This window comes from Rhizobium sp. CECT 9324 (assembly GCF_918741265.1).
Lineage (GTDB): Bacteria > Pseudomonadota > Alphaproteobacteria > Rhizobiales > Rhizobiaceae > Allorhizobium.
The window spans coordinates 3,861,814-3,886,131 of the sequence record NZ_CAKKMZ010000001.1 but is presented as its reverse complement, the minus strand read 5'-3'; the positions used below and the strand labels follow the sequence as shown (position 1 = coordinate 3,886,131).

At 59.5% G+C, this 24,318-nt stretch carries 20 protein-coding genes and 1 riboswitch; of the genes, 9 read left to right on the top strand and 11 right to left on the bottom strand.

What is annotated here, in order from left to right; genetic code table 11:
* Nucleotide 1: 1 nt before the first annotated feature.
* Entirely contained in the window at nucleotides 2-1,834 is a 1,833-nt protein-coding gene (thiC, locus tag LQ231_RS18835) for a phosphomethylpyrimidine synthase ThiC (protein WP_230172941.1), read from the bottom strand.
* Between the two features lie 93 nt (nucleotides 1,835-1,927).
* Nucleotides 1,928-2,051, bottom strand: a riboswitch (TPP riboswitch).
* A gap of 270 nt (nucleotides 2,052-2,321) precedes the next feature.
* Here thiC and LQ231_RS18830 point away from each other — a divergent pair.
* The 9 genes from LQ231_RS18830 to LQ231_RS18790 all read left to right on the top strand — a co-directional run bounded on the left by LQ231_RS18830 (nucleotide 2,322) and on the right by LQ231_RS18790 (nucleotide 10,928).
* Entirely contained in the window at nucleotides 2,322-3,068 is a 747-nt protein-coding gene (locus LQ231_RS18830) for a FadR/GntR family transcriptional regulator (protein WP_230172939.1), read from the top strand.
* 35 nt (nucleotides 3,069-3,103) lie between these two features.
* Complete coding sequence (locus tag LQ231_RS18825; protein ID WP_230172938.1) at nucleotides 3,104-4,078, top strand: sialic acid TRAP transporter substrate-binding protein SiaP; 975 nt, start codon at nucleotides 3,104-3,106, stop codon at nucleotides 4,076-4,078.
* 60 nt (nucleotides 4,079-4,138) lie between these two features.
* Nucleotides 4,139-4,711: a TRAP transporter small permease gene (locus tag LQ231_RS18820; protein ID WP_230172932.1), complete on the top strand. Its 573-nt coding sequence runs from the start codon at nucleotides 4,139-4,141 to the stop codon at nucleotides 4,709-4,711.
* A 3-nt stretch (nucleotides 4,712-4,714) separates the two neighbouring features.
* On the top strand, nucleotides 4,715-6,121 hold the full coding sequence (locus LQ231_RS18815) for a TRAP transporter large permease (RefSeq protein ID WP_113142437.1): 1,407 nt from the start codon (nucleotides 4,715-4,717) through the stop codon (nucleotides 6,119-6,121).
* A 13-nt stretch (nucleotides 6,122-6,134) separates the two neighbouring features.
* A complete protein-coding gene (locus LQ231_RS18810; RefSeq protein WP_230172930.1) occupies nucleotides 6,135-7,178 on the top strand; it encodes an L-idonate 5-dehydrogenase in 1,044 nt (347 codons plus the stop codon).
* Between the two features lie 11 nt (nucleotides 7,179-7,189).
* Entirely contained in the window at nucleotides 7,190-8,386 is a 1,197-nt protein-coding gene (uxuA, locus tag LQ231_RS18805; RefSeq protein ID WP_230172929.1) for a mannonate dehydratase, read from the top strand.
* 2 nt (nucleotides 8,387-8,388) lie between these two features.
* Nucleotides 8,389-9,798, top strand: coding sequence for a mannitol dehydrogenase family protein (locus LQ231_RS18800; protein WP_230172928.1), 1,410 nt, complete (start codon nucleotides 8,389-8,391; stop codon nucleotides 9,796-9,798).
* 220 nt (nucleotides 9,799-10,018) lie between these two features.
* Entirely contained in the window at nucleotides 10,019-10,495 is a 477-nt protein-coding gene (locus LQ231_RS18795) for a chemotaxis protein CheW (RefSeq protein WP_230172927.1), read from the top strand.
* 223 nt (nucleotides 10,496-10,718) lie between these two features.
* Nucleotides 10,719-10,928, top strand: coding sequence for a hypothetical protein (locus LQ231_RS18790; RefSeq protein WP_230172926.1), 210 nt, complete (start codon nucleotides 10,719-10,721; stop codon nucleotides 10,926-10,928).
* A gap of 11 nt (nucleotides 10,929-10,939) precedes the next feature.
* On the opposite strand, the gene LQ231_RS18785 is transcribed toward LQ231_RS18790, so the two are convergent.
* From LQ231_RS18785 to LQ231_RS18740, 10 genes are read right to left on the bottom strand one after another with little or no spacing between them, the layout of a single operon-like run.
* A complete protein-coding gene (locus LQ231_RS18785) occupies nucleotides 10,940-12,028 on the bottom strand; it encodes an alginate lyase family protein (RefSeq protein WP_230172925.1) in 1,089 nt (362 codons plus the stop codon).
* A 4-nt stretch (nucleotides 12,029-12,032) separates the two neighbouring features.
* Complete coding sequence (locus LQ231_RS18780; protein WP_230172924.1) at nucleotides 12,033-14,780, bottom strand: sel1 repeat family protein; 2,748 nt, start codon at nucleotides 14,778-14,780, stop codon at nucleotides 12,033-12,035.
* Nucleotides 14,781-14,807: 27 nt separating this feature from the next.
* Entirely contained in the window at nucleotides 14,808-15,443 is a 636-nt protein-coding gene (locus LQ231_RS18775; protein WP_230172919.1) for an alginate O-acetyltransferase AlgF, read from the bottom strand.
* Complete coding sequence (locus tag LQ231_RS18770; protein WP_230172917.1) at nucleotides 15,440-16,804, bottom strand: alginate biosynthesis protein; 1,365 nt, start codon at nucleotides 16,802-16,804, stop codon at nucleotides 15,440-15,442. Before LQ231_RS18770 ends, LQ231_RS18775 begins: the two co-directional genes overlap by 4 nt.
* Nucleotides 16,801-17,574, bottom strand: coding sequence for a hypothetical protein (locus tag LQ231_RS18765; protein ID WP_230172915.1), 774 nt, complete (start codon nucleotides 17,572-17,574; stop codon nucleotides 16,801-16,803). Before LQ231_RS18765 ends, LQ231_RS18770 begins: the two co-directional genes overlap by 4 nt.
* Nucleotides 17,567-18,715 carry an alginate O-acetyltransferase gene (locus LQ231_RS18760; protein ID WP_230172913.1) on the bottom strand — a complete coding sequence of 383 codons (1,149 nt, stop codon included), beginning with the start codon at nucleotides 18,713-18,715 and terminating at the stop codon, nucleotides 17,567-17,569. Before LQ231_RS18760 ends, LQ231_RS18765 begins: the two co-directional genes overlap by 8 nt.
* Nucleotides 18,716-18,728: 13 nt before the next feature.
* On the bottom strand, nucleotides 18,729-20,177 hold the full coding sequence (locus tag LQ231_RS18755) for an MBOAT family protein (protein WP_230172911.1): 1,449 nt from the start codon (nucleotides 20,175-20,177) through the stop codon (nucleotides 18,729-18,731).
* A gap of 4 nt (nucleotides 20,178-20,181) precedes the next feature.
* Entirely contained in the window at nucleotides 20,182-21,687 is a 1,506-nt protein-coding gene (locus LQ231_RS18750) for a right-handed parallel beta-helix repeat-containing protein (RefSeq protein WP_230172909.1), read from the bottom strand.
* A gap of 10 nt (nucleotides 21,688-21,697) precedes the next feature.
* The gene (locus tag LQ231_RS18745) at nucleotides 21,698-23,113 is read right to left on the bottom strand and encodes a sugar phosphate nucleotidyltransferase (RefSeq protein WP_230172907.1); all 1,416 of its coding nucleotides are present in this window, start codon (nucleotides 23,111-23,113) and stop codon (nucleotides 21,698-21,700) included.
* Between the two features lie 59 nt (nucleotides 23,114-23,172).
* Nucleotides 23,173-24,294, bottom strand: coding sequence for a pilus assembly protein PilZ (locus tag LQ231_RS18740; protein WP_230172905.1), 1,122 nt, complete (start codon nucleotides 24,292-24,294; stop codon nucleotides 23,173-23,175).
* Nucleotides 24,295-24,318: the final 24 nt, after the last annotated feature.

Genomic DNA, 24,318 nt, shown 5'->3' with positions numbered 1-24,318 from the left:
GTCACTCTCCCAATAATGGCGGTGCTGTTTCGGCCAGCGGCACATAGAGTTGCCCGCCCTGGCGGAATTTCTCCGCCATCGCCTGCAAACCTTCCTTCTGCGCTTCGGCGCGAATGTCATGCGAAATGCGCATCGAGCAGAATTTAGGGCCGCACATCGAGCAGAAATGCGCGACCTTGTGAGCCTCCTTCGGAAGGGTCTCGTCGTGGAACGAGCGGGCGGTGTCCGGATCGAGCGACAGGTTGAACTGGTCCTCCCAGCGAAACTCGAAGCGTGCCCGCGACAGGGCGTCATCGCGCAGTTGCGCCGCGGGATGACCCTTGGCGAGATCGGCGGCATGGGCGGCGATCTTGTAGGTGATAACGCCGATTTTCACATCATTGCGGTCGGGCAGGCCGAGATGCTCCTTCGGCGTGACGTAACAAAGCATGGCCGTGCCGAACCAGCCGATCATGGCGGCACCGATCCCGGAGGTGATGTGGTCATAGCCGGGTGCGATATCGGTGGTCAGTGGTCCGAGCGTATAGAAGGGCGCTTCGCCACAGACCTTCAACTGCTTGTCCATGTTCTCCTTGATCTTGTGCATCGGCACATGGCCGGGACCTTCGATCATCACCTGGCAATCCTTGGCCCATGCGATCTGAGTCAATTCGCCCAGGGTCTCCAGCTCGGCAAACTGGGCAGCGTCATTGGCATCGGCAATGGAACCCGGACGAAGCCCGTCGCCGAGCGAGAACGACACGTCGTAGCTCCGGCAGATGTCGCAGATTTCCTCGAAATGCTCGTAGAGAAAGCTCTCTCGGTGATGATGCAGACACCACTTGGCCATGATCGAACCACCGCGGCTGACGATGCCGGTGACGCGATTGACGGTCAGCGGAATGTAAGCAAGCCTGACGCCGGCATGGATGGTGAAATAGTCGACGCCCTGTTCGGCCTGTTCGATCAATGTGTCGCGATAGACCTCCCAGGTCAGGTCCTCGGCAATGCCGCCGACCTTTTCCAGTGCCTGGTAAAGAGGAACCGTGCCGATCGGTACCGGTGCATTGCGGATGATCCAGTCGCGGATGTTGTGAATGTTGCGGCCGGTGGACAGGTCCATGACTGTGTCGGCGCCCCAGCGGATCGCCCACACCATCTTTTCAACTTCTTCCGCCATCGAAGACGTGACGGCGGAATTGCCGATATTGGCGTTAATCTTGACGAGAAAATTGCGGCCAATGATCATTGGCTCGAGTTCGGGATGGTTGATGTTGGCCGGGATGATCGCGCGGCCGGCGGCCACTTCCTGGCGGACAAATTCCGGCGTGACAAAGTCTGGAATATGCGCGCCAAAGCTCTCGCCATCGCGGGACATTGTCTGGGTTTCAGCCTTGCGGCCCAGGTTTTCGCGGATCGCGATGAATTCCATTTCCGGTGTGATGATGCCAGCATGGGCATAGGCGAGCTGGGTGACGGCCTTGCCGTCGGTTGCACGCAAGGGCGGGTGACGCACGGGGAATTCCGGCGTTAATCGGTCGTTGGAAACGAAGCCGTTGTCTTCCGGCTTGATGTGTCGGCCGTCATATAATTCGACATCACCGCGGGCGCGTATCCAGGCGGTGCGGTTGCGGGGGAGACCCGCATCAATCGCGATCGTAGCCGCCTGATCGGTATAGGGGCCTGAGCTGTCGTATAGGTTGACGGGAGGCTCACCCGAGGTCGGATGAAGCGCGATCTGTCGCATGGGCACGCGAATATCCGGGTGGTGTTCGCCGGCCAGATGGATCTTTGTCGAGGCAGGAAGTGGCCCGGTGGTGACTTCGGGTTTCGTAAAGTTTTGGGCAATGTTCATCGTGAGGCTCCAAGTTTGATGTTGGAGACCCAGTCATGTCAGCCGGAAAGATGGATAGACGCCTGCCTTCAGTCCACAGAATGGACTCTTGGCATTGCAGCGCTCGCACCGTCCCTACGCCAGTATGAACTGGATCAGGTTCAACGGGTCACTGCGCTGCTTTCGAAAAAGCTCAGCAGACTCTCAGCCCCTTGACGGGACCCCCCTGGTGAATGACTTAAGGTTACGAACATATGGCTTGCCGCGTCAAGTGCCGATCGAAAGCGGTGGGATCGGCCGATCCCGATGCCGACGCTAATTCGATGACGTCGGTTGCGCGAGGCAGTGTCCGGGCATCATGATCCCAATCACCGTGCTTGTCGCAGCGGAGCGCTATTCGTATTCCATTTGGCATTCTTGCAATTGACAGATCGTTGTTTGCAGGCGTATCACTTCATTCTAATTGGTATGACCACTTGGCCACCTGTCCAGAAGGACGCTGCAGACCATGATTTTCTCCGCCGTTGAATCGCGCCGCCTGTATCGCCAGGTGGCGGACCAGATGCGAGGCCTGATCGAGCGCGGCGAATTGCAGGCGGGGTCAAGGCTGCCGGCCGAGCGTGATCTGGCGCAGAAGCTCGGCGTCTCGCGTCCGACCATTCGGGAGGCATTGATCGTGCTCGAAGTCGAGGGATTCATCGATATCCGCATGGGTTCCGGCATCTATGTGACGGCGCGCAAGGTGCCAGTCGCTGACCTGCCGCCGGAAGATTTTGAAGGGCCGTTTGAGTTGCTACGTGCGCGGGCGGTGGTCGAATGTGCTGTAGCCGAGGAAGCGGCACGGCTGGCCAGGCCCGAACACATCCTGGTGCTCGACGACAATCTGGCCAAGATGGACGCGGCACTGGATGATCGCCGTGCCGCCTTGGCCCTTGATCGCGATTTCCATGTGATCGTGTCGGGTATCATCGCCAATGCCACATTGAACCGTTTCGTCGGCAGCATTCACGATATGCGCATGACACCCTATTTTGAAAAGCTCGCCAGCTATTTCGAAAACAAGGATACCTGGAGGGCCGCGATGGAGGAGCATCGCGCCATTCGAGATGCAATTGCAGCCGCGGATCCAGTGGCAGCCCGGGCCGCCATGCGTGCCCATCTCGACCAATCACAGCTTCGCCTGTCGGAAAGTTTCGAGGAGGAAACGACCGACGGTTCGATACCGGCCGCATGGAGGCGTGCCGGCGGCATTTAGCCGATCGACTGACTTCAACTTGGGAGGAGAATAAGATGAAGTTCAAACTGAAAATGCTGATGGGCGCAACCGCCGCCATTCTGGCCTCGGCGCTGACCGCGCAGGCCGAAACCGTTCTGAAGTGGGCGCATGTCTACGAGACGTCGGAACCTTTCCATTCTGAATCCGTCTGGGCGGCCGAGGAAATCGGCAAGCGCACCGAAGGGCGCTACAAGATCGATGTCTTTCCGGCATCGCAGCTCGGCAAGGAGGCCGACCTCAACCAGGGCCTGAAGCTCGGTACGGTTGACATCATCATCTCGGGTTCAAGCTTTGCAGCGCGTGAATATGCGCCGATCGGCGTCACATATTATCCCTATACCTTCCGCGATCCGGCACACCTGATTGCCTATACCAAGAGCGATGTCTTCAAACGTCTTGCCCAGGGTTATGAAGACGCGTCAGGCAATCATATCACCGCGGTTACCTATTACGGCACGCGCCACACCACGTCGAACAAGCCGATCACCAAATGCGCCGACATGGCTGGCCTGAAGATCCGCGTTCCGGACGTTCCGGCCTATCTCGCCATGCCCCGTTCCTGCGGTGCGAACACCACGCCGATCGCTTTTGCCGAGGTCTATCTTGCTCTGCAGAACGGCACGGTCGAAGCGCAGGAAAACCCGCTGACCACGATCGAAGCGAAGAAATTCTACGAAGTGCAGAAGCACATCGTGCTGACCGGGCACATCGTCGATCATCTCAACACGCTGATTTCGAAAAGCCTGTGGGCAAACCTTTCTGATGCCGACAAGCAGATCTTCACCGAAGTGATGCAGCAGGCGGCTGAACGCAGCACCAATATCATCGCCGAACGCGAGCAGGCTCTGGTTGCGACCTTCAAGGAACGGGGAATCGATGTTGCCGAAGTCGACAAGGCCGACTTCGAAAAGACCGTGATGGAAAAAGCGGCGATGGAAGACTTCGGCTATGTCAAAGCCGATTGGGAGGCGATCCGCGCCGTCAAGTGATCCGTGTGCCGGCTCTTCCCGGAAGGGCCGGCATTCCTTCCTCTTTCGCGGATGTCTGCCATGTCAAAAGAAATCCACACGCCGATCACAGCGGAGGAGCTTGCGCACTCCTTCGATGAAGCTGCACCCGATATCGATATTTCGCACTATGCTGTCGAAGACTGGGTCACGCTTGCCATATTCTGGGTCATGGCGGGATGTGTCTTCCTGCAGTTCTTTACTCGTTATGTGCTCAATAATTCCTATGCCTGGACGGAAGAGATCGCGATCAACTGCCTGATCGGCGTGGTCTTTCTCGGTGCTGTGATGTGCGTGCGGGTGTCGCGCCATATCCAGGTTGACGTGCTTTATCACTATGTTCCGGCGAAGGTGGCTCGGGCGCTGGCGATCTTCGTCGATCTCGTGCGGATCGGGTTCTTCATCTACGCCTGCTGGCTGATGTGGCGCTATGTGTCGATTGTCGCGGACGAGCGCATGGTGACCGTCGACCTGCCGCGCAACATCGTCTTTTACAGCGTGATGGCAGGCTTCGTGTTGATGCTGTTCCGCTCTATCCAGGTTTTCATCGCCAATCAGCGGCGCGGCTATTCCGTGCTCGAGCGGCCGGAAGAATTTCAGAAGATCGAGGATTGATCCATGCTTCTGCTCGTCGGTTCCTTTCTTGTCCTGATGGTCGTCGGCGTGCCGGTCTCCATCTCCATGGCTGTCGCCTCCGTCCTCTATCTCGTCTTTTACAATGTCGCCCCGGATATCATCGCCGCACAGCGGATGATTGCAGGCGTCGAGAGCTTTCCGCTTCTGGCAGTGCCCTTTTTCATCCTCGCCGGCAATCTGATGAATTCCGCTGGCGTTACCGGACGCATCTATGCCTTCGCTGTCGCCCTTGTCGGCTGGATGAAAGGAGGCTTGGCACAGGTCAATATCATCGGCTCGGTGATCTTTTCCGGCATGTCGGGCACGGCTTTGGCCGATGCCGCGGGCATTGGCACGATCGAGATCAAGGCGATGAAGGATCATGGTTATCCGGTTGAAGTAGCCGTCGGCGTGACGGCAGCGTCGGCCACCCTCGGCCCGATCTTTCCGCCGTCGCTGCCCTTCGTGATCTACGGCATGATGGCCAATGTTTCCATCGGTGCCCTGTTCATGGCCGGTATCGTTCCGGGCGTTATCATGACGCTTCTGATGATGATCACCGTCGCGATCTTTGCCTATCGACGTGGCTGGGGGGCTGATACGCCCTTCGAAATCAAGCGACTGCTCTCGGCTTCTGTGGAAGTGCTTGTCGTGCTTGCGGTTCCGGTCACGATCTATGTTTTGATGTTTGCCGGCCTGTCGATGAACGTGGCAGTCGGGATTGCTCTGGTTCTTCTCCTCACGGCCGACTGGTATTTCGACTTTTCTGCCGTCATGGCGCTGATGACCCCTGTTATCCTGATCGGCGGCATGACCATGGGCTGGTTCACGCCAACGGAGGCAGCCGTTGCCGCGGTCCTGTGGTCGCTGTTCCTCGGCCTGGTACGCTACCGGACGATGACGCTGAAATCGCTTTCACGCGCGACCTTCGATACGATCGAAACAACGGCATCGGTCCTGTTCATCGTGACGGCGGCGTCGATCTTCGCCTGGCTGCTCACGGTAAGTCAGGCCGCACAGATGCTGTCGGGAGCCATGCTGTCGATTACCGACAACAAGTGGGTGTTTCTCATCCTGGTCAACCTGCTCATGCTGTTCGTTGGCTGCTTCCTGGATACGATTGCCGCGATCACCATCCTGGTACCGATCCTGCTGCCGATCGTGTTGCAGTTCGACATCGATCCGGTGCATTTCGGCCTGATCATGACTCTCAACCTGATGATCGGGCTGTTGCATCCACCGCTCGGCATGGTGCTCTTCGTGCTGTCGCGTGTCGCCAAGCTTTCGGTCGAGCGGACCACGATGGCGATCCTGCCCTGGCTCGTGCCGCTGTTCATCGCCCTCATCCTGATCACCTTTGTCCCGGCCATCACACTGTGGCTGCCGACAGAACTCGGTCTGATCCGCTGAAGGGAATAGAGTGATGCAAACGCGCCTTGCCCGGCTTTACGGCCAACGTGATCTCAAGATCGAAACGGCGGATGTTGGCGCGCCGGGCGAGGGAGAAGTCCTGATCAAGATGGCGGCGGGCGGCATCTGCGGCTCCGATCTCCATTACTATCAGGATGGTGGTTTCGGTCCGGTGAGGGTTCGCGAACCGATCATTCCCGGCCATGAAGCGTCAGGCTATGTTTCTGCCCTCGGCGCCGGTGTCTCGGGTCTGGCAATCGGCGATCTGGTCGCGATCAATCCCAGCCAGCCCTGCGGCCACTGCCGCTTTTGCGCTGCGGGCACGCCCATTCACTGCCTCAACATGCAGTTCATGGGCAGTGCGATGCGCCTGCCCCATGCGCAGGGCATGTTTCGCGACTGGATGATCGTTCCGTCGCTTCAATGCTTCCCGGCAGGCTCCCTGGTCACAGCCGGAGAAGCCGCCTGCGCCGAGCCGCTTGCAGTTTGTCTGCACGCGGTGGCGCAGGCTGGCAATCTCACCGGTTGCTCGGTGCTTGTCACTGGCGCCGGCCCGATCGGAGCGCTCGTCGTGGCGGCAGTTCGTCACGCTGGCGCTGCCGAGGTGGTTGTTACCGATCTTGCCGATGCCGCGCTTGAAAGGGCAGCGGCGATGGGAGCCACCCGGACGATCAATATTCGCCAGGACCCGGGTGCGCTTGCACCCTTTGAGGTGGACAAGGGACAGTTCGATACCGTCTTCGAATGCTCGGCCGCGGAACCGGCGCTGAGAGCCGCGATTGCAACGGTGCGGCCGCGCGGGCTGATCGTGCAGGTCGGGGTCACCGGCGATATCAGGCTTCCGCTCAATGCATTGGTCGGCAAGGAACTGCGCCTCGTCGGGTCGCAACGTTTCGACACCGAGTTTGCCGAGGCCGTTCGCCTGATAGCCGATCGCCGCATCGATGTTCGGCCGATCATCTCCCACAGTTTTCCGATCGATCAGGCGGTTGCGGCCTTCGATCAGGCCGGTGACCGTTCGGTTGCCTGCAAGGTGCAGCTCAGTTTTCTTCGCTGAAGGAGTTTTCCATGCGACATACATGGCGTTGGTTCGGGCCCGTGGATAGGGTCAGCGTGCAGGATGCAGCCCAGGCCGGCGCGCTTGGCATTGTCAGCGCTCTGCATCACATCCCCACCGGCGATGTCTGGCCGGTCGAGGAGATCGCAAAGCGGCAGGCGGAGATCGCGGCCGGCGGACTGCATTGGGATGTCGTTGAGAGCATTCCGGTTTCCGAAAGCATCAAGACCCAGACCGGTGCATGGCGCGAGCACGTGGCCAACTGGCAGGAAACTTTGCGTCGCCTGTCGGCCGTGGGTATCAAGACGGTCTGCTACAATTTCATGCCGGTGCTCGACTGGACACGCACAGATCTGCGCTGGACGGCGCGCCACGGCGCCAAGGCTATGCGCTTCGACCGGATTGATTTTGTCGCCTTCGACATTCACCTGCTGGAACGGCCAGCGGCACCGGCAGACTATGACCCCGAAACGCGTGACCGGGCGTTGCAGCGCTTTCGCGCGATGAGCGATGAGCGCAAGCTCAGCCTTTCGCGCAATGTCGGCGCTGGCCTTCCGGGATCTGCCGACGGTTACAGCCTGCCGCAGCTTCGTGCGCATCTGGAAACCTATGCCGGCATCGATCGGGACAGGCTGAAGCGACACCTTTTCGATTTCCTCTCGGAGGTGACGCCTGTCGCCGAAGAGGTCGGGATCAATATCTGCGCTCATCCGGACGATCCGCCATGGGCTTTGCTTGGCCTGCCGCGTGTGCTGTCGACGGCCGACGACTATGCCGACATGCTGGCTGCTGTGGATCGTCCCGCCAATGGCATGACCTTCTGCACGGGTTCGCTCGGGGCGCTTGCTGCCAATGACTTGCCCGCCATGGTGCGCCAGTTTGGCCCCCGCATCCATTTCGTCCATCTGCGCAATGTCCGGCGCGAGGAGGATCGCACGCCATGCTCGTTCTATGAGGATGAACATCTCGAAGGGGACACCGATATGGTCGCGGTGATTGCCGGACTTGTTGCGGAAGAAAAACGCCGGAAGACCGAGGGCCGCCCGGATCACCAGATTCCGATGCGCCCCGACCACGGGCAAGAAATCCTCGATGACCTGACGCGCGGCGCCCAACCCGGCTATCCGGCAATCGGACGCCTAAAGGGTCTTGCCGAATTGCGCGGTATCGAACGTGCTTTGTCACATCTCACTTACGGATTGTCCTGATCATGCAGCTGTCTTCATCCTCCACATTGGCCGGCGGTGTTCTCATGCCGCGCTACGATCGCACCAAGCTCAAACCCGGCATCGTCCATATTGGCTTTGGCGCCTTTCACCGGGCGCACCAGGCGGTCTACACCGACAGTGCGCTCGCTGCTTCTTTCGGCGACTGGGGTATTGTCGGGGTGAGCCTGCGCTCGATCGAGCCGATCCGGGATTTGAAGATGCAGGATCATCTGTTTTCCGTGATCGCACGCGACGCATCGGGGGCCGAGCCGCGCGTCGTCGGCTCGTTCATTGGCGGCATCTCGGCTGCCAGCGACCGAGATGGGCTGCTGGATCTGCTTGCCGATCCGGCAATCCGTATCGTTTCGCTGACGGTGACGGAAAAGGCCTATGGTTTCGATCCCGCGTCGGGAGGGCTTGATCGTCACCATCCAGCCGTGGCTGTCGATCTTGTGACGCCCGGTTCACCGGTGGGTGTGATCGGTTTTCTGGTGGAAGGGCTTTCGCGGCGCAAGCAGGCTGGGGTGCCGCCCTATACCGTGTTGTGTTGCGACAACCTGCCGACCAATGGGCGGGTGGTCGAACGTCTGGTGCTGGAAATGGCCGAGGCCCATGATCCGGCACTTGCCAGCTGGATCGCGGCGGAAGGTGCGTTTCCATGCACGATGGTGGACCGCATCGTTCCGGCAGCAACGGATGAAACCCGCCAGCGCGCGGCCGATCTCCTCGGTGTCGAGGACAAGCTGGCTCTGGATACCGAACCCTTCATGCAATGGGTGATCGAGGATCGTTTCGTTTCCGGTCGACCGGAATGGGACCGTGCGGGCGCTCTGTTCGTCGCCGATGTCGAGCCGTATGAGAAGATGAAACTCCGGATGCTGAACGGCCCGCATTCGATGATTGCCTATCTCGGCCAGCTCAAGGGGCTTGAATATGTCAAGGATGTCATGGCCGTGCCGGAATATGCCGAACGCGTGCGCCGGCATATGTCAGCAGCGGCTATGACGCTGGATCCGGTGCCGGGCATCGATCTTGGACAGTACCGGGAGCAATTGATCGAGCGGTTTTCCAACCCGACAATTGCGCACCGCACGAAGCAGATTGCGATGGATGGAAGCCAGAAGCTGCCGCAGCGTATATTCGCCGCGGCTGTCGACGATCTTGCAGCCGGGCGTGACGCAGCCGCCTTTGCCGAAGCGACTGCCTTGTGGATAGCCTACGTTATGCAGACGCCCCAGATCGAGGATCCCCGGGCTCATGAATTGCGGCAAGCGTCCGGTGTTGTGGATCCTGCCGATCCATCCGCCAACTTCTTTGCTTTGCCCGGTTTGTTTCCTCCGCGGCTGATTGGCGATCGCGACTGGCGTGATCGGGTCAATGCAGCGCTGGACCTTGTGCTGGCGGGGACGTAGAGGCGCTGGAGTGCCGGTGCCCGGCGTATTCGACGCGGGCATTAATGGCTTATCAATGGATTTATCATTTACTAATCCTAATAGACCGATTCGTTCTGCGGTCTCGACTGAACAAGGGTTTCTGCCAAAGGCGGCAGAAACGATCTTGGCTCGAGAATGCTCAATGAGCCGGCATTTCGGTCGCGGCTGCAGGTCGGCAGCACCTTGGGAGGACATGCACATGAATTTGACTTCGAACTCGAACGCTGCGGACTCGCTTGAGATCATCGCGTTTCGTCTGCATGAACAAGAATTTTGCGTGAAGACGACATCCATCCGGGAAATTCGTGGCTGGGCTCCGGTCACTCCTATTCCGCATTCGCCCTATGAAGTGCTTGGCGTCATGAACCTGCGCGGCACGGTGATCCCGATCGTCGATCTGGCGGTCAAGCTCGGTATGCCGGCAGCGCAGGCGACAGAGCGGAGCGCCGTTGTCGTGACCGAAGTCAATGGCATGACCGTCGGCCTTCTGGTCGATGGCGTCTCGGATATCCTGACCGTTGCCGGCAGCACGTTGCAGCCGCTTCCGGCCGCCACGGGCCCGAGTTCGGCCTTCTCGGACGGCATTATCGCGCATGACAAGAGCATGATCTGCTTCCTCAGCCTTGAGCGCATGTTCGGTGAAGACGACCCTTCCGGCTGGGGCATGGCGGCTTAAAACGCCTTCCTTCACGTCTTTCCTGTGCCAGCTTGATGCGGCGTGCATGATCGTGTGTGCGCTGGTTAGGTTTTGTTTGCCATCTTGGCAAATATGGTTGCACACCTCCCGCGCCACTCACGAAGAATTGCGACTTTTTTAAGTGTTCAAGGCCATCGTTGGCTTCTGAACGCTGGAAAAACACCCATCTTTGGCGCATGATGTTTTCGGAGGAGCCCGAAAGGTGACGCAGTCTATTCATACCGAAGCCGAAGATCTGATTGGTCGTCTGCAAGAAGCACTTGCAGGCACCCATGGCCGTGACTTTTCAGTCGCCGCAGTACGTTCGCTCGTCTCCATGGAAGTTGGAGAGTGGAACAGCGAACGCGACCCGCAGCCGATCAAGCAGGACTTTCCGCTGATCAGCCACAAAATCCGTCTCACCTCCGAATAAACCAATTTCCCCTAGCGAATGGCTGATATCACGCAGCTAATGCGTCTGTTGCCGTATAGCTCTGTAACATTGCCGCCGAGCTTCGAGTTCGACAGCGGCCTGAGGTCGGCAAACTCGCTTTCCAACTTCTTGTCATTGCTCAACGAGACATAGGGTTCGAGCCAACCGAGCGATGACGTGTTGTCCTTCAGTCCCGGTTTCACCGTCTGCTTGATGCCGGTAATCTTATGGACGATGGTCGGATCCTTGACCGCATCGAACGAGAATTTTGCCATGGTGGCCAGTTTCGCCAGGTCGGCGCCGCCCTTTCCATAACCCGCATCGCATAGCCGCGCGATCGAGGTGACCAGTGGCGACATGGCATGCAACTGATAGTGCAGCGCATATTGCTTGCGGTTCATTTCGAGAGGAAGGCTGCCATCGACCGATGCGCCGGCGATCATGGTCCTGTTGCTCAGAATGGCCCAATCGGTCAACGGCTTGTCCTCGTTGAGGATACCAACCTCGCCGACGGCAAGGCTTGCCCAGGCGCGCAGGTTGTTGCGGGCCGCACCCTTCGTCGCGTCATTGTCGAAGAAATCAACCGTTGCACGGCCCCGCTCCAGCAGCCATTTCTCAATGACACGCTGCCTGTCGGAAACGCCGCTGACCTGATTGCGGCTTTGGGCGTAGGCAATGGCAATGCCGCCGACGCGGGAGGGAACGGAGAGCTTGGCATTGTCCGTCCTCATGTCGCTGAGTGCGTTTGCCGCAGCCCATTGATAGACGGCATCAATCACACAGCGCTGATATTCCTTGCGAGTTGCCGGATCGGTCTCTTTCCCCGCCTTGGTCACTTGTTTGGCAAGGTTTTGAATGAACTGATCGATCGGCTTCAGCGCCTTGGTCACGGCAGCATCAGACTCTTCGTCAATGTCGGACCGTGTCGCGGAGGCTGTTTCGTAGCGGCTGCCGAAACCGAGGCTGACGACAGGGGTCGGTACGGTGAAGCAGGTTTCCTCCGCGGCATTGGCGGGGGATGGCACGCTGCTCAATGCGATCAGGGTGAATATTGATATAGCAGCCAGACTGCCTATTTTTACGATGGTGAAATCGGTCAAAGGCTCAGCCCTCCGTTCCAGCTTTGGTCAACATCAAGACATGGGCGGCTTCGGGATAGCCAGCCTCGGCTGACTTCGCCATCCAGTATTGGGCGGCATCGAGCGCCGGCCTGGTCCCCGTGCCGAAGGCATAAGACTGCGACAGCAGATACATCGCTTCGGCATCGCCGGCTTCGGCGGCCTTCTTCAGCCAGACAAAGCCATCGACGACCGCCCGGCTTTCCTTCGGATCATTGCGCAGGAGCTTGCCCAGTTCCCGCATCGCGACCGGCTGACCGGTGTCGGCAGACCGCTGGTAGAGATCCCTGACATTGATCCTGAGGTTCACCTGACGCCTGATTTCGGGCTTCATGTTGGCCAGCATGAGGAGTTTTTCGGGCATGCTGTTGAGGTCCGAGCGCTGCACGAGATCGACGAAGATTTCGCTCGCCGCTTTCGGATCATAGGCGTCGCCGGCATTGTTGGCGTAATATTTCACCAGTCGGTAGAAGGCAGCCGGTTCACCGCCGCTACGAGCCTCGGCATATAAATCAAGCGCCGTCTTTTTGGTGTCCGGCGTATTCAGTTCCATATACATGTCGGCGATCTTGACCTTGCGCCATGCATCGTCAGTGGCAATGTGGCTTGCGATCGCCAGCCAGCGCTTGGCGTCTTCTCTGTTGTGACGCATGGCGAATTCGGCCAGCGACATGCTGTCGTCGTAGTCGCAGCGCTGCGAGCCTATGGCGCGCTGATAGAATAGCTGGCGGTTTTCGTCGTCAGGCGCTTTCTCGGCAAGCAATAGTTGGGCCGCCATATCGCCTTTCTGCTTCATCACGTCGCCATAGTAGCTGACGGGCGAAGAAAGCGGGTCGATGCTTTCTCCCTCCAACTCTTCCAACAACCGGATGGCACGGCCATAGCCACTTTCAGCCAGGGGCTTGAGGATTTCCTTGGCAAGCTGGACGCTATCTTGGTCATCGGCATAGTTCTCGATCAGGAACCGGGCGAAGCTCAGGCCGGCATCGACGCTCATCGCCTCACTGGTCAGTCGAATGCTCTGCTTGGCCTCCGCAATGCGCCCTTTTTCGACATTCTGTTTGAAGTCGAGCAAGACGGCCTCGACGGTTGCACCCCGGCGCACCTCGGCGCGCGCCTCCCAGAATTTGAGAACCTGATCCGAATAGCCGGCGCTCTTCAGATAGCGTTGATAAAGAGCAAGCGCGCTGGCGCGACCGTATAGCGCCTGCGTCTGGATTGCCGCGATCACCAGCGGATCCTTCAGGGCAGGCAACTGGTCGATTTGGTCGGCTTTTAGATTGAGCGTCTTGTTACCGGCGCCCGCTTCGATATCCGACCAGTATGCCGCGGCCTCAAGGTCGGGTCCTTTCGGGTCGATGCAGAGGAAGACACGCTGCAGCTTGGCGATGGCATTGATCTCGCCATTGCTCTGAATGGCTTGGCTTAGGAGGTCGGTGGAGCGTGCCAAGGTGGTGGCGCTGGGGCTCTGCCTGACAAGAAGCTCTGCGAGGTCGATACCGCCCTCGATATCACCACGCTTGACCGCCTCTTCCAGCAATGGCCTCACATTTTCTGCCGATTGCCAGATCCCTTCGCGGTCCTGGATGAGGCGCGCAAGACGTGTAAAGGCCCATGGTGGCGGGTCTGCGCGTTCGATCAGCTGACGAAGTGTGTTTTCGTATGCGGACGCGTCGGCAGGCGATGTATCCTTGCTCTGTTCATAGAGCTGGGCCTGCTTGACCAAACCCGCCTGATTGCCCGCTTTTTCCGCTATGGCGTAGTAGTGAAGCGCTTTTTCCCGATCTCGCTCGACGATTGCACCTTCGGCATATAGACGACCGATTTCGAGGATTGCGGCCATGTTACCGCCGTCTGCGGCCATCTTCAGATATTTGACCAGAACATCATTGTCCTTGACGATCTTTTCGCTGAGCAGATTGTATTCGGCCACTTCCCAGGCGGCGGCCGTGTCGCCGAGATCACCGGCAAACCGGTACCATGCGAGGCTGACATTGGGATCATTCTTGACGATCTCGCCACCATCATATTCGCGTGCGACGCGGCCGATGCGGTCGCAAATTCCTTCGTCGAGAACGCCGACAAGCGAACCGAATGCCATGTTGACGGCCAGTTCGGGTTCGATTTCCCAGTTCTCGATCTTTTCGCCGTTTTTCGTCATGCGTGCCAGATCGAGGATCGCATCGGCGTTGCCACCATAGGCGGCCTGGACCTTAAGCTTCAGACCGCTGGCGCGATCCGTTTCGACGCCTTTGCCGTCGATCAGGTAGTCGGCGAGCGTGTTCAGCGATCCCGCTGGATGGTCCTTGTTCTCCAGGAGCTTGGTGACAAGGCCCTGTTCACGGACCTTGTCACCCTCGCTCATGGCAAGCATCAGCTTGACCTTGTCGAACAAGGCATCCTTCTCGCTGTAGTCCGACTTGATGGTCGGCAGCAGCTCCTGCATGCGGGTGAGGATCGGCTCGAAACGTCGAGCATCGATATCGCGCAAACGGTTCATGTCGCGGGTGATGGAATAGGTCTCCCGCTTGGGCAGGGCCTTGCGGTCCCATGCCGTCCAATCGGCAATCATGTCTTCGTCGCGGATGCGCGGCGTGCAGACTGCTGATTTGGGGACATCGATGTCCGGCGGTAAAAACCGGACATCGATGGGCTCGCTTCGTCCCGGAGTTCCGGTGGCAACCGTCATCACACCTGCCATGAGCAGCGATTTAACCAGTTTTCCAATCGTCATGATAAACCTCCGGAGCTCTTTCAGGAATTAACGCGCAATGGTGCTGGGAACGGCGACTGCGGTGACGTCATCGCCCGTGCCGGTGACAACGATTGTCACACCGGCAAGCCGCTTGAATTCGACAGCGTCGATCTTGGCGATTTCCTTTTCGCCATCGCGGACCACGAGATCGACTTTTAGCGGAGCGCGCAGGGCAACCGACTTCGATGCACCGCTGTCGACATCCGAGACGGCATCCGACCCTGCCTGTGGAACGAAGAGGTCGAGTGCCGCCTTTTCCGTCAGGTTGTAGAGGGTCAACGTGGCCTTGGATGGATTCTTCGTCATGTCGTCTTCGACCGTGACAACGCCATCCTGGGTAATGACGGCCGAGTAGAACTTGCCGGCCGCCGCCTCGACATTTGCCTGGCGGAAGCTGGATGACACCGCAATGTCGCCGGGTGCCACCGCCACATAAGGCGAGACGCCGTCGTTCAGCTGGCTGAACGAGCTGTTCTTGACCGAGGCAATCGATGAACCCGGTGCGATGACCCTGACAAAGGCCGAGTTCGGATCGAGTGGCTTTTCATACAGACCGCCGTCGTCGGCAAGCGATGGCAGTGCGAAGGCAAGCGTTGTTGCCATCGATACCAAAGCGAGGTTGAAGTGGGTTTTCGTCATCATGACTCTTCTCCGAGTTTCGTCTTGCAGACAGAGAGGGAGGTGTCTTCGCCGACAGGAGCATCGAACGAGACGGCGACCTTGCTGAACGATCCGGCAGGAAAGCCGCCCAGCGAGAAGTAGTAGCGACCGGTGGAGCGCAGGCGGTCGCCGCGATCCATGGCGCGAGTGCGTGTCTGGCCATCCGCACCGGTGAACTTGAACGTAACGTTGCGGCTGGTGTCTGAGCCGATGTCGGCGAGCAGAACGTCATTTCCACTCAGCTTGATCTGGGCAAGATCCGCTTCGACGGTCTTGCCATCAGCCGATGCCGTCGTCAGTGGCGGGCTGCATTCGCCGAGGGACGCCGCAATGATTTCTTTCCAGGGTGCGGCGCCGAATTGGCCGAGATTGTTGTAGATCGGATTTTCCCAGATCAGGAAGCGTGGACGCTGCTCCTGGAACTCTCGCGACGTGATGTAGGAAAGGATCGAGCCGAACTGGTTGCCGCCCGAGATCGAATAATTGTCCACCGGGACTTGGGTCCAGTGTTCGAGATAACCGGAGAAATTGCTGATCGGCTTGTCGGAGTAACTTGTGCCGATCAACGCTATGGTGGCTTCATCACCGCCGCCGAAAATGTCCATGGAAGCACCGTCGGTGGACGCTTCCTCGGCGCGCACTGCACGGTAGGCATGTGCGGTGACCGTTGGAACATTCGAGATGCAGTGTTTTTGCAGAAGCTCGCGCATGCTCGAATATTCGGGATCCGGCTTGACCTCTTCCATGTTGAACTGCACGGGCGTTACATCGCCAAAGGCAGGCAATTGTTTCATGCGGTCGGCGATAGCCTTTGCCGCAACGCTCGCACCATGGGCCGTCCAGTGAAAGTCCGACTGAAAGAAGGAATGTTCGCCGAAACCGTTGATGTTGTCCTCGCGCATGGGCGAGGCAATGTCGACCGCCGCCACGCCTCTTTCGCTCAGGCGACGAATGACATCGCTGTAGATCTGCACCGCGATATCGGCATCAAATCCATAGAGTGCCGCCCTTGCGGGTACGAGCTCAGGCAGAACCTGGGATTTCGTCGGCAGTGGCACATAGATCAGTGTCGTGCCCTTCTGCTCGAGCGCCTTAGCCATGGCCGCCAGATTGTCGGCGGTCTGATCGGTAAATGCGTGCTGCAGGCGCAGATCCGCGAGAATGCGGAAGAACATGCCGTCCTTGCCCTCGATCATCTGCAGCTCTGAAATCTCTTCAAGATTGCGGCAGCCATAGGCGGATGAAGGCTCTGCGCTGGCCTGCGCCCATGCGGCCGAGGTGCTGCACAAGGTGAGTGCGGCGAGCACGCCGCCCAGATGGCCGTAGTGTTGTCGGGTGGTCATGGTTGTACCTCCGCGTGTTCTTCCGAGGGTGGGTTCTTGAGCGTCGCCAGTATGTTGCCAGCGGCGGCCTTGATGCCGATGCTGCCGCTGTTCTTGGCGATGGTGAGGTAGCGGCCCGCCTGGGCGGTCTGCTCGGGCGTGCGTTTATTGTTGGAAAGCAGCAGCACGGCGAGCTTGAACGCCGTTTGGCCGTTCTTTTCGCCTGCCCCAGACGAGAGCAGCGCCTCAAGTTCGTCGCGCTTTTCGCCGAAGGGATGGCCTTGGCTGTAGAAGCGGACAAGCGCGTCGACAGCCTTGTCATTGCCCTTTTTGGCCTGCGCGCGCAGGACGGCTTCTGCACTTTTCAGATGGGCGGGCCGGAATTGCGCGTCTGGCTTTTCCAGCAGATCGAGGATGTGACGCACCGCATAGCCGCGCCCCTCGAAAGCGGCGATGGTGAAATAATGCAGCGCATCTGTCGTGAATTTCGGGTCGCCATCCTTGGTGATCCTCTCGGCGAGCCTGAAGGCACCGATGCCGTCACCGGCATCGGCGAGCGCCTGCAATTGCCGGTAGCTGATGCGCTTGCCGGCGAGCAGGTCCTTGCGGACAGCCTGCAATTCAAGGGGCAGTTTTGACGCAGGTCCGGTTGGGGCCGGTTTTGGCACGACCACCGCGTCTTCCGCCTTCGGTCGCGGGAAGAACGGCTTGACGCGTGCGATACTCGGCTGGGCCGCCAACGCGCCGGCACACAGGACGAGAACCGCGAGCGGGTAAAGTTGCTTAGACATTGCCTTCTCCAACCGGGCCGTGATGTCCGCCTGCGCCGGAATTGTTCTTGCGCTTCCACAGGGTGTCCGTGCCGAGATAACGGACCGGGAATTCCCAGACGATCACGCTTGGCGGCGTCTCGGCCAGTACCTGACCCTCGAGCAGGTCCATCATCGGCACGCCGGGGCCAAGGCCTTCCTTGGCGACGTTGACGACATCGGAAGACAGCGTCTGTCGGAGGAAATCGGCGAAGGACCAGTTTTCGTTGGCGCTGTAGCTGGTGCCGACCAGCATGACCGGAACGGATGCCTCACCACCGAAAATGTCGCTGCCTCCTTCCGCTGGCGCTACCGAGGTTCGATAGATCGGAATGCTCTCGGGCTTCAGGCCGACGCGTGGCGCATAGTCGGGCGAGGTGATGTATTTGGTCAGGTCGCCCCAGACGTCGACCGGGGCCTGCCAGGCGGCCGTGACCTGCTCGGAGGCGAGCAGGATACCGCTCTGCTGGAATGTGCTTTGTACCGCTTCCGCTGTCACCTTGGCACCGGCAGGCGTCCAGTGAGTGTCGGACTTCAGGAACATCTCGTCCTGCGGCTTGGCTGCGAGCATGGCGGTGCGTGTATCAACGACTGTCATGCCGGCCTGTTTCAGCGCGGTCGAGAAGTCGCCATAGGCTGTCGCCATGGCGTCATTGCGCATCATGTCGGGCAGGTGTTCTGTATAGATGTCGGACTTGGCCGGCAGTGGGACCATGACCAGTTCGATCCCTGCATCGGCCAGTCTCTTGCGTACTTCAACAATCTGGCTGACAGCATCATCGATTTCCGTAGCCTTGACGCGCCGGAATTCCTCGCCGGTGAAGAACCAGCCGTCTTCGCCGACGATGACGCCCTTGCGGCCTGAGCCGAGCAAGGCAAAGCGGGCATTGCCGATAACGCCGACGGCGGCGTCGCGGTGTGGCAGTTCGTTCTTGTAGAGCGCATCGAGATCGCGGGTGGCTTCACCGTCGATGACATAGGAGAGCGAAAGGTCGTTGACCTGAGCGGCCTCCGCTTCGCTGCCAGCGGCAGCGAAGAGCATGGTTGAATTGGCATAGATCGCGTAACCGAAGAAGACGGTCGGAAGAAGCAATGTCGCGGCATGTCGGCGAATGCTGGCCATGTCTTATCTCCTGTCAGAACTGGAAGTAGAGGAAGGGCGAAACCGACTGTTCCGACAGGCGCGCCACGGTCACGACCAGCAGCAGGCTCATGGCAATCGGATAGGCGAGCGAGGGAATGGCTACGGCCGTTCCATTCGGAGAAACAGAGAAGCCATGCGCTTCGATGCCGTTCTCGGCATCGGTCAGTTTCTTGAAATAGGGTTCGGCGAAGACTGCACCGATGGCGAGTGCGAGGAAGAGCAGGTTTTCCCGCGTGACATTAGCGAGGAACTCGATGCTCGGGTTGATGCCGTTGAGGCCGATCATGCCGCCATAGACGGTGAAGGCGTCACCGACATTGGCAGCCCGGAACATGACCCAGCCGATCAGGACGAGAACGAGGGTGACGGGAAGGGCGATGGCGCGGCTCGGGACGTTCCTGGCCCAGCCGGTGTAGCGTTCGCAGGCAAGCCATGCGCCGTGCCAGGCACCCCAGAGGACATAGGTCCAGGCCGCGCCATGCCACAGGCCGCCCAGCAGCATGACGAGGAACAGGTTGATATAGGTGCGGGCCGAGCCTTTGCGGTTTCCGCCGAGCGGGATGTAGAGATAGTCACGCAGCCAGGTGGACAGGCTGATGTGCCAGCGCTGCCAGAACTCGGTGATCGACAGGCTGAGATAAGGGGTGTTGAAATTCTGCTTGAAGCGGAAGCCCATCATCAGCGCCAGGCCGATCGCCATGTCCGAATAGCCGGAGAAGTCGAAATAGAGCTGCAGCATGTAGGCGATGGCGCCGAGCCAGGATTCCACCATGGTCGGATTGGCCATGGCAAAGGTCTGGTCGGCAATCGGGGCGACGGTGTCGGCGATCAGGACCTTCTTCGACAGGCCGATGGTGAAGATATAGAGGCCGGAGGTGAAGATCGGCAGGCTGTGTTCGCGCTTGATGAACTGATCGGTCAGGTCGCGGAAACGCAGGACCGGGCCGGCGATCATGTGCGGGAAAAGGGCCATGAAGGCGGCGAAATCGACGAAGCTGCGGGTCGCGGGTGTATCCTTGCGGAAGACATCGACGATGTAGCCGATGGCATGGAAGACATAGAAAGACACGCCGATCGGCAGGATCAGCTGCCAATGATAGCCGAGATTCTCCGGCGTCGTGCCGATGAGGGCGGCGAAGCTGTCCATGAAGAAATTGAGATACTTGAAGATGCCGAGCACGATCAGGCATCCGATGATGCCGATGATCATGGTGGTCTTGGCTCTGGCTTCGCCTTCCCATCTGGCGATCAACAGGCCGCAGCCATAGGCCCAGGCGGTGACGGCGATGAACAACAGCAGGAAGTCGGCGCGCCACCAGCAGTAGAAGATGTAGGAACCGATCAGGATGGTCCAGGACCGCAGGCGATCCGGCGTCAGATAATAGGCCACCAGGAAGAGCGGTAGAAACAGGAACAGAAATGTCTCGGATGAAAAGACCATCGGTTTAGCTCCCTGACTGGCAGTCCGTCCGCGGGGACGACTGTTCATTGGCGTGGATGATGAGGGGTTGGGCAGCATGATCTGCGGTCGAGACGCGCAGGAGTTGCGGCACGTAGCTGGCAAATTCGCCGTCGAGCAGGATGGGGGACTGGCCGGCGAAATCATTGCGGGCCAGAGCCACTTCGCTTGCGGAGCCGCCGTGAAGGCCGGATTTGTTGGCAATAAAGTGATTGTCGCTGATTGTCAGTGTGGCTTGGGGACCCTGCTCGGTCACAGAGATGCCGGGTCCGGAATTGTTGATCAGCTCGTTTTGCGACAGCGCTAGCCGATCGCTGGTGCGGACCTTGATGCCGACCTGGCGATTGCCGATGACAATATTGCCGGCCAGATCGATGCAGGTGCCGCGCACGACCGAGATGCCGCCACGACCATTGCCCGAGAGCAGGTTGGCCGACACAGTGATGTCGCGCACACCGTTGGCAAGAAAGATGCCGCTGCCGCGATTGTCGAGTATGACGTTGTGCGCCACTTCGATATCAGAACTGCGATTTTGAACATTGATGCCCTGGCCCTGGCGAGAGCCAGTCACGATATTGGACAGAACACGCCCGTTGGTGACGCCTTTCATTGCAATCGCCGGGCCGGCCGCGTCACGAAACTGGTTTCCGGCGATCAGTATATTGTGCGTGTTCAGCAGGCTGACGCTGCTGACCTTGTCGAAATGGCTGTCGACAAAGAAGGATTGCATCCTGGCAGGCATAAGAGCCGCGCCGATGATCGAGATACCACTTGTCGACCCCGCGCCTTGAAAACCAAGATTGCTGAACGTGGCCTGTTTGGCCTGCAATGCGCCGCTCATTGCGGTGACGACAAATGGTTTGAAGTCGGTGAGACCGGCATTGCTTTCGGCTGAGCCGGATATTGCAGCATTGTCGAGTTGCAGGAGCCCGGCATTCAGCATGAAGGCACCAGCGCTGGTTGAGAGTTCCAGCCGGTTGCCGTCGTCAAGGATCAGACCGGAGTCCGACCAGATGATGATCGGCCAATTGGCCGTATAGGTGTCGCCGTTCTTTTCGAGTGCACCTGGAAACTGCGCTGCCGCATCCTGGGCGAGCTGTTTCAGCGTGATGGCGCCACCGCGGATGAACAGGGCGGGGGCGTTGGCGTTGGTGAGTGCCTTGCCCACGTCTGCATTGAAGCGTGCGCCTGTCTGAAGGCGAAGCTGCGCCAGCATGAAGTCGACGGGGATGGTGTGCAGGCCGGCCTTGTTTTCGATGGTGGCGAAAGCGGGCGCCTGAAGCGGAGTGGACGCCGCGATGCCGTTCAGCCTCTCCGTCAGCAGGGGTTCGAGGAACTGGACGCTCGCTCCGTCAGACTGAGCCTTGTTCTCGATGAGGCTGATCTGCCGGGTCAGCCTGGCAAGAGCCGCATGATCGAGATTTTCGGCACTTGCGCCGAAAGCGGTCGATGCGAGCAGTCCGGCGAACAGAAGGGAGAGGCTTCTTCGCATCGAGCCGTCCTCAGCTGTTCACGAGCTGGCGGCTGCCGGCCTGGGGTTCCAGTTTTGCGATGACCACTTCGCAGACGACTTCGACGAGCTGCATCTCCGCTTCCGGTCCGCAATAGATGACGGTGGCTTCACCCGGCGGCACTTCGAAATTATCACCAACATGGAGCGCGCGGGTGATCACTCCGGTTTTCAGCAGGCCGGAACCGCTGGTCACTGTCAGCATGCGGTGGGAAGTCAGATCTTCCAGCATCGGCAACATCGTGCCGACGCGCAGCGTCATCATGCGCAGTTCGTAGCCGGGGCCGCTCTGCACGCGGCGGATTTCGCCCCAGGCCATCTGGTTGCGGGCATGTTCGGCCAGTTCGCGGCGTTTGATGGTTTCGAGCTTTTTCACGATCTGCTTCACCTGTTGAGCCTGGTCGCGGGTGGTGATCAGCAGGGCATCGTCGGTATCGACGACAACCACGTCCTGCATGCCGATCACGGCGACGAGCTTGTTTGTCGAGCGGATGTAGGAGTTGGTGGTGTCTATGCTGATGACGTCACCGCTCAGCACATTGCCGTCTTCGTCCTTCTCCGCGATGTGGTGCAGTGCGTTCCAGGCGCCGACATCGCTCCAAGCGACATGCAGCGGCGCGATGACCGTGCGGGGCGAATGTTCGAAGACAATGGATTCGGTGGGAAGGTTCGACGCCGGAAACAGCGCTTCTGCATTGAGATAAAGGGCATGTTCGGTCTGCAGGCCAAGCTTGATGGCATTGCTGACCGCGTCATGGGTTATGGGATCGAGCCGCAGGAATTCTGAGATCAGCACATCGGCGCGAAACAGGCTGATGCCTGAAGCCCAGTATGCATTGCCGGCCTTGATCAGGGATGTCGCAATTTCGACCGGGGGTTTTTCGATGAAGCTTGCAACTCTGCGGGCGCAGTCAAGCGTGTCCAATGGGCCGCCATCGACGATGTAGCCGTAGCCCGTTTCCGGATATTCCGGCGGTACACCGAAGAGTACAATATGGCCGCTTTCGGCCGCAGCACGGGCGGCAAGAACATTGCCCGTCAGGTCGCCCTTGACGATATGGTCTGACGGGATGACGCAAATCAGCGCTGCCGGATCGGTTTCCGCAAGATGCAGCGCTGCGGCAAGGACCGCAGGTCCCGTGTTGCGGGAGATCGGCTCGGCGATGATGCGGGCCGGGCAATTCAGGTCGTTCAGCTGGCGCAGGACTGTGGCGACATGCGAACTGCTGACGGCGACGACGGGATCTGCAAAGCCCGGCATGCGATGGCGTTCAACGGTTGCATGAAAAAACGTGGTCTCCGAGTTGCCGTCGATACGCTGAAACTGTTTCGGGTGCTCGGTGCGGGAAAGGGGCCAAAGGCGAGTGCCGATGCCGCCGCACAGGATGAGGGGATGAACGTTTTGCATGACTGCTCCTGTGAATCCTGTTTGTCGATTGCGCGGGATTGTCTGCCCTGCTGCGGTTCTCAGCCGGCCGTGCTGTTGTAGGACATCAGGCCGAGTTGTTGGCCGATGGCAAAAATGCGGTTGCTGATGATGCGCACGGAGACCGGCGACCCGACGGCTTCACCACCGAGGGCGGCATTCGGGGCAATGACGGCGCGCATTTCCCCTTGCGCGCCGACCGGCGTCAGGGCCAGTGCACCGGCGGTGAGCTTGCCGTAGGCCACCACGCCATCGGGGAACTTGAGCTCGGCGATATCGCCGCGAACCAGAAGCTTGGCCTGGTCGGCACTGACGGTCGCAATGACGACTGGTGCCGTTTTCCCCGTGACAACTTCGGCCACGGTGTCGCCGGCCATGACGGTTGAACCTTCCATCGCGGCGCCTGGCAGGATCTTGCAGTCGCAAGGCATGTTGACGCTGAGCGTGTCGCCGGAGACGGCCTGCAAGGTATAGAGAACTTCACCCTTGGCAGCGCCGAGGTTGAGGTAGGAGATCTGGCCGCTTGCCACTGCACGCAGTGGCTGGCCGCCGGCGGAAAGTGTGGCGAGCTGGGCGACTTCCTTGGAGAAGATGCGCTGATAGACGAGGTTTGCAGCAACGGCCGCGAGCGCCAGGCTGAGGGCAGCTGTTGCCGCGACCCGCAGGCCGCGTCCGACATAGCCGCCGAATGTCGTCGATCCGCCCTGGCTCTTGGCGTTGCTCACGCCTGCCTTTTCGCGGCGGCTGATGATGCCGTCGATTGAGGTAATGTCGCCGGCGATGTGGCTGTTGAGCAGATAACGCAGGGTCGGCAGGTGTTCTCCGGTCGGCTCGATGAAGTCGAGACGCAGTTCACCGGTTTCGGCATGGATGCGGCTGATGTGAACGTCGACCTGCAACGCGATCGTGTAGCCGTCGAAATCGAAGCGTAGAACGGCAATCCGCTGCTTGCCTTCCAATTCCGGTCCCGACAGTCCTGCAACGGTTGCCGACACGAGGGACAGGCTCTGACCGCTGAACTGTCGACCGTCGATGATCGCAGAAAACGGAATATTGGTTTTTGGGTGCTCGGTGCCGTTGTCCAGGAGGACAGGGAGGTTTTCGGCCTGGGCGGCCTGAGCCTTTAAAGCGGTGTCTCGGGCGGGCTTCTTCTCGATGTCCATTGTCACGGTCCTTCGCTGGGGGTG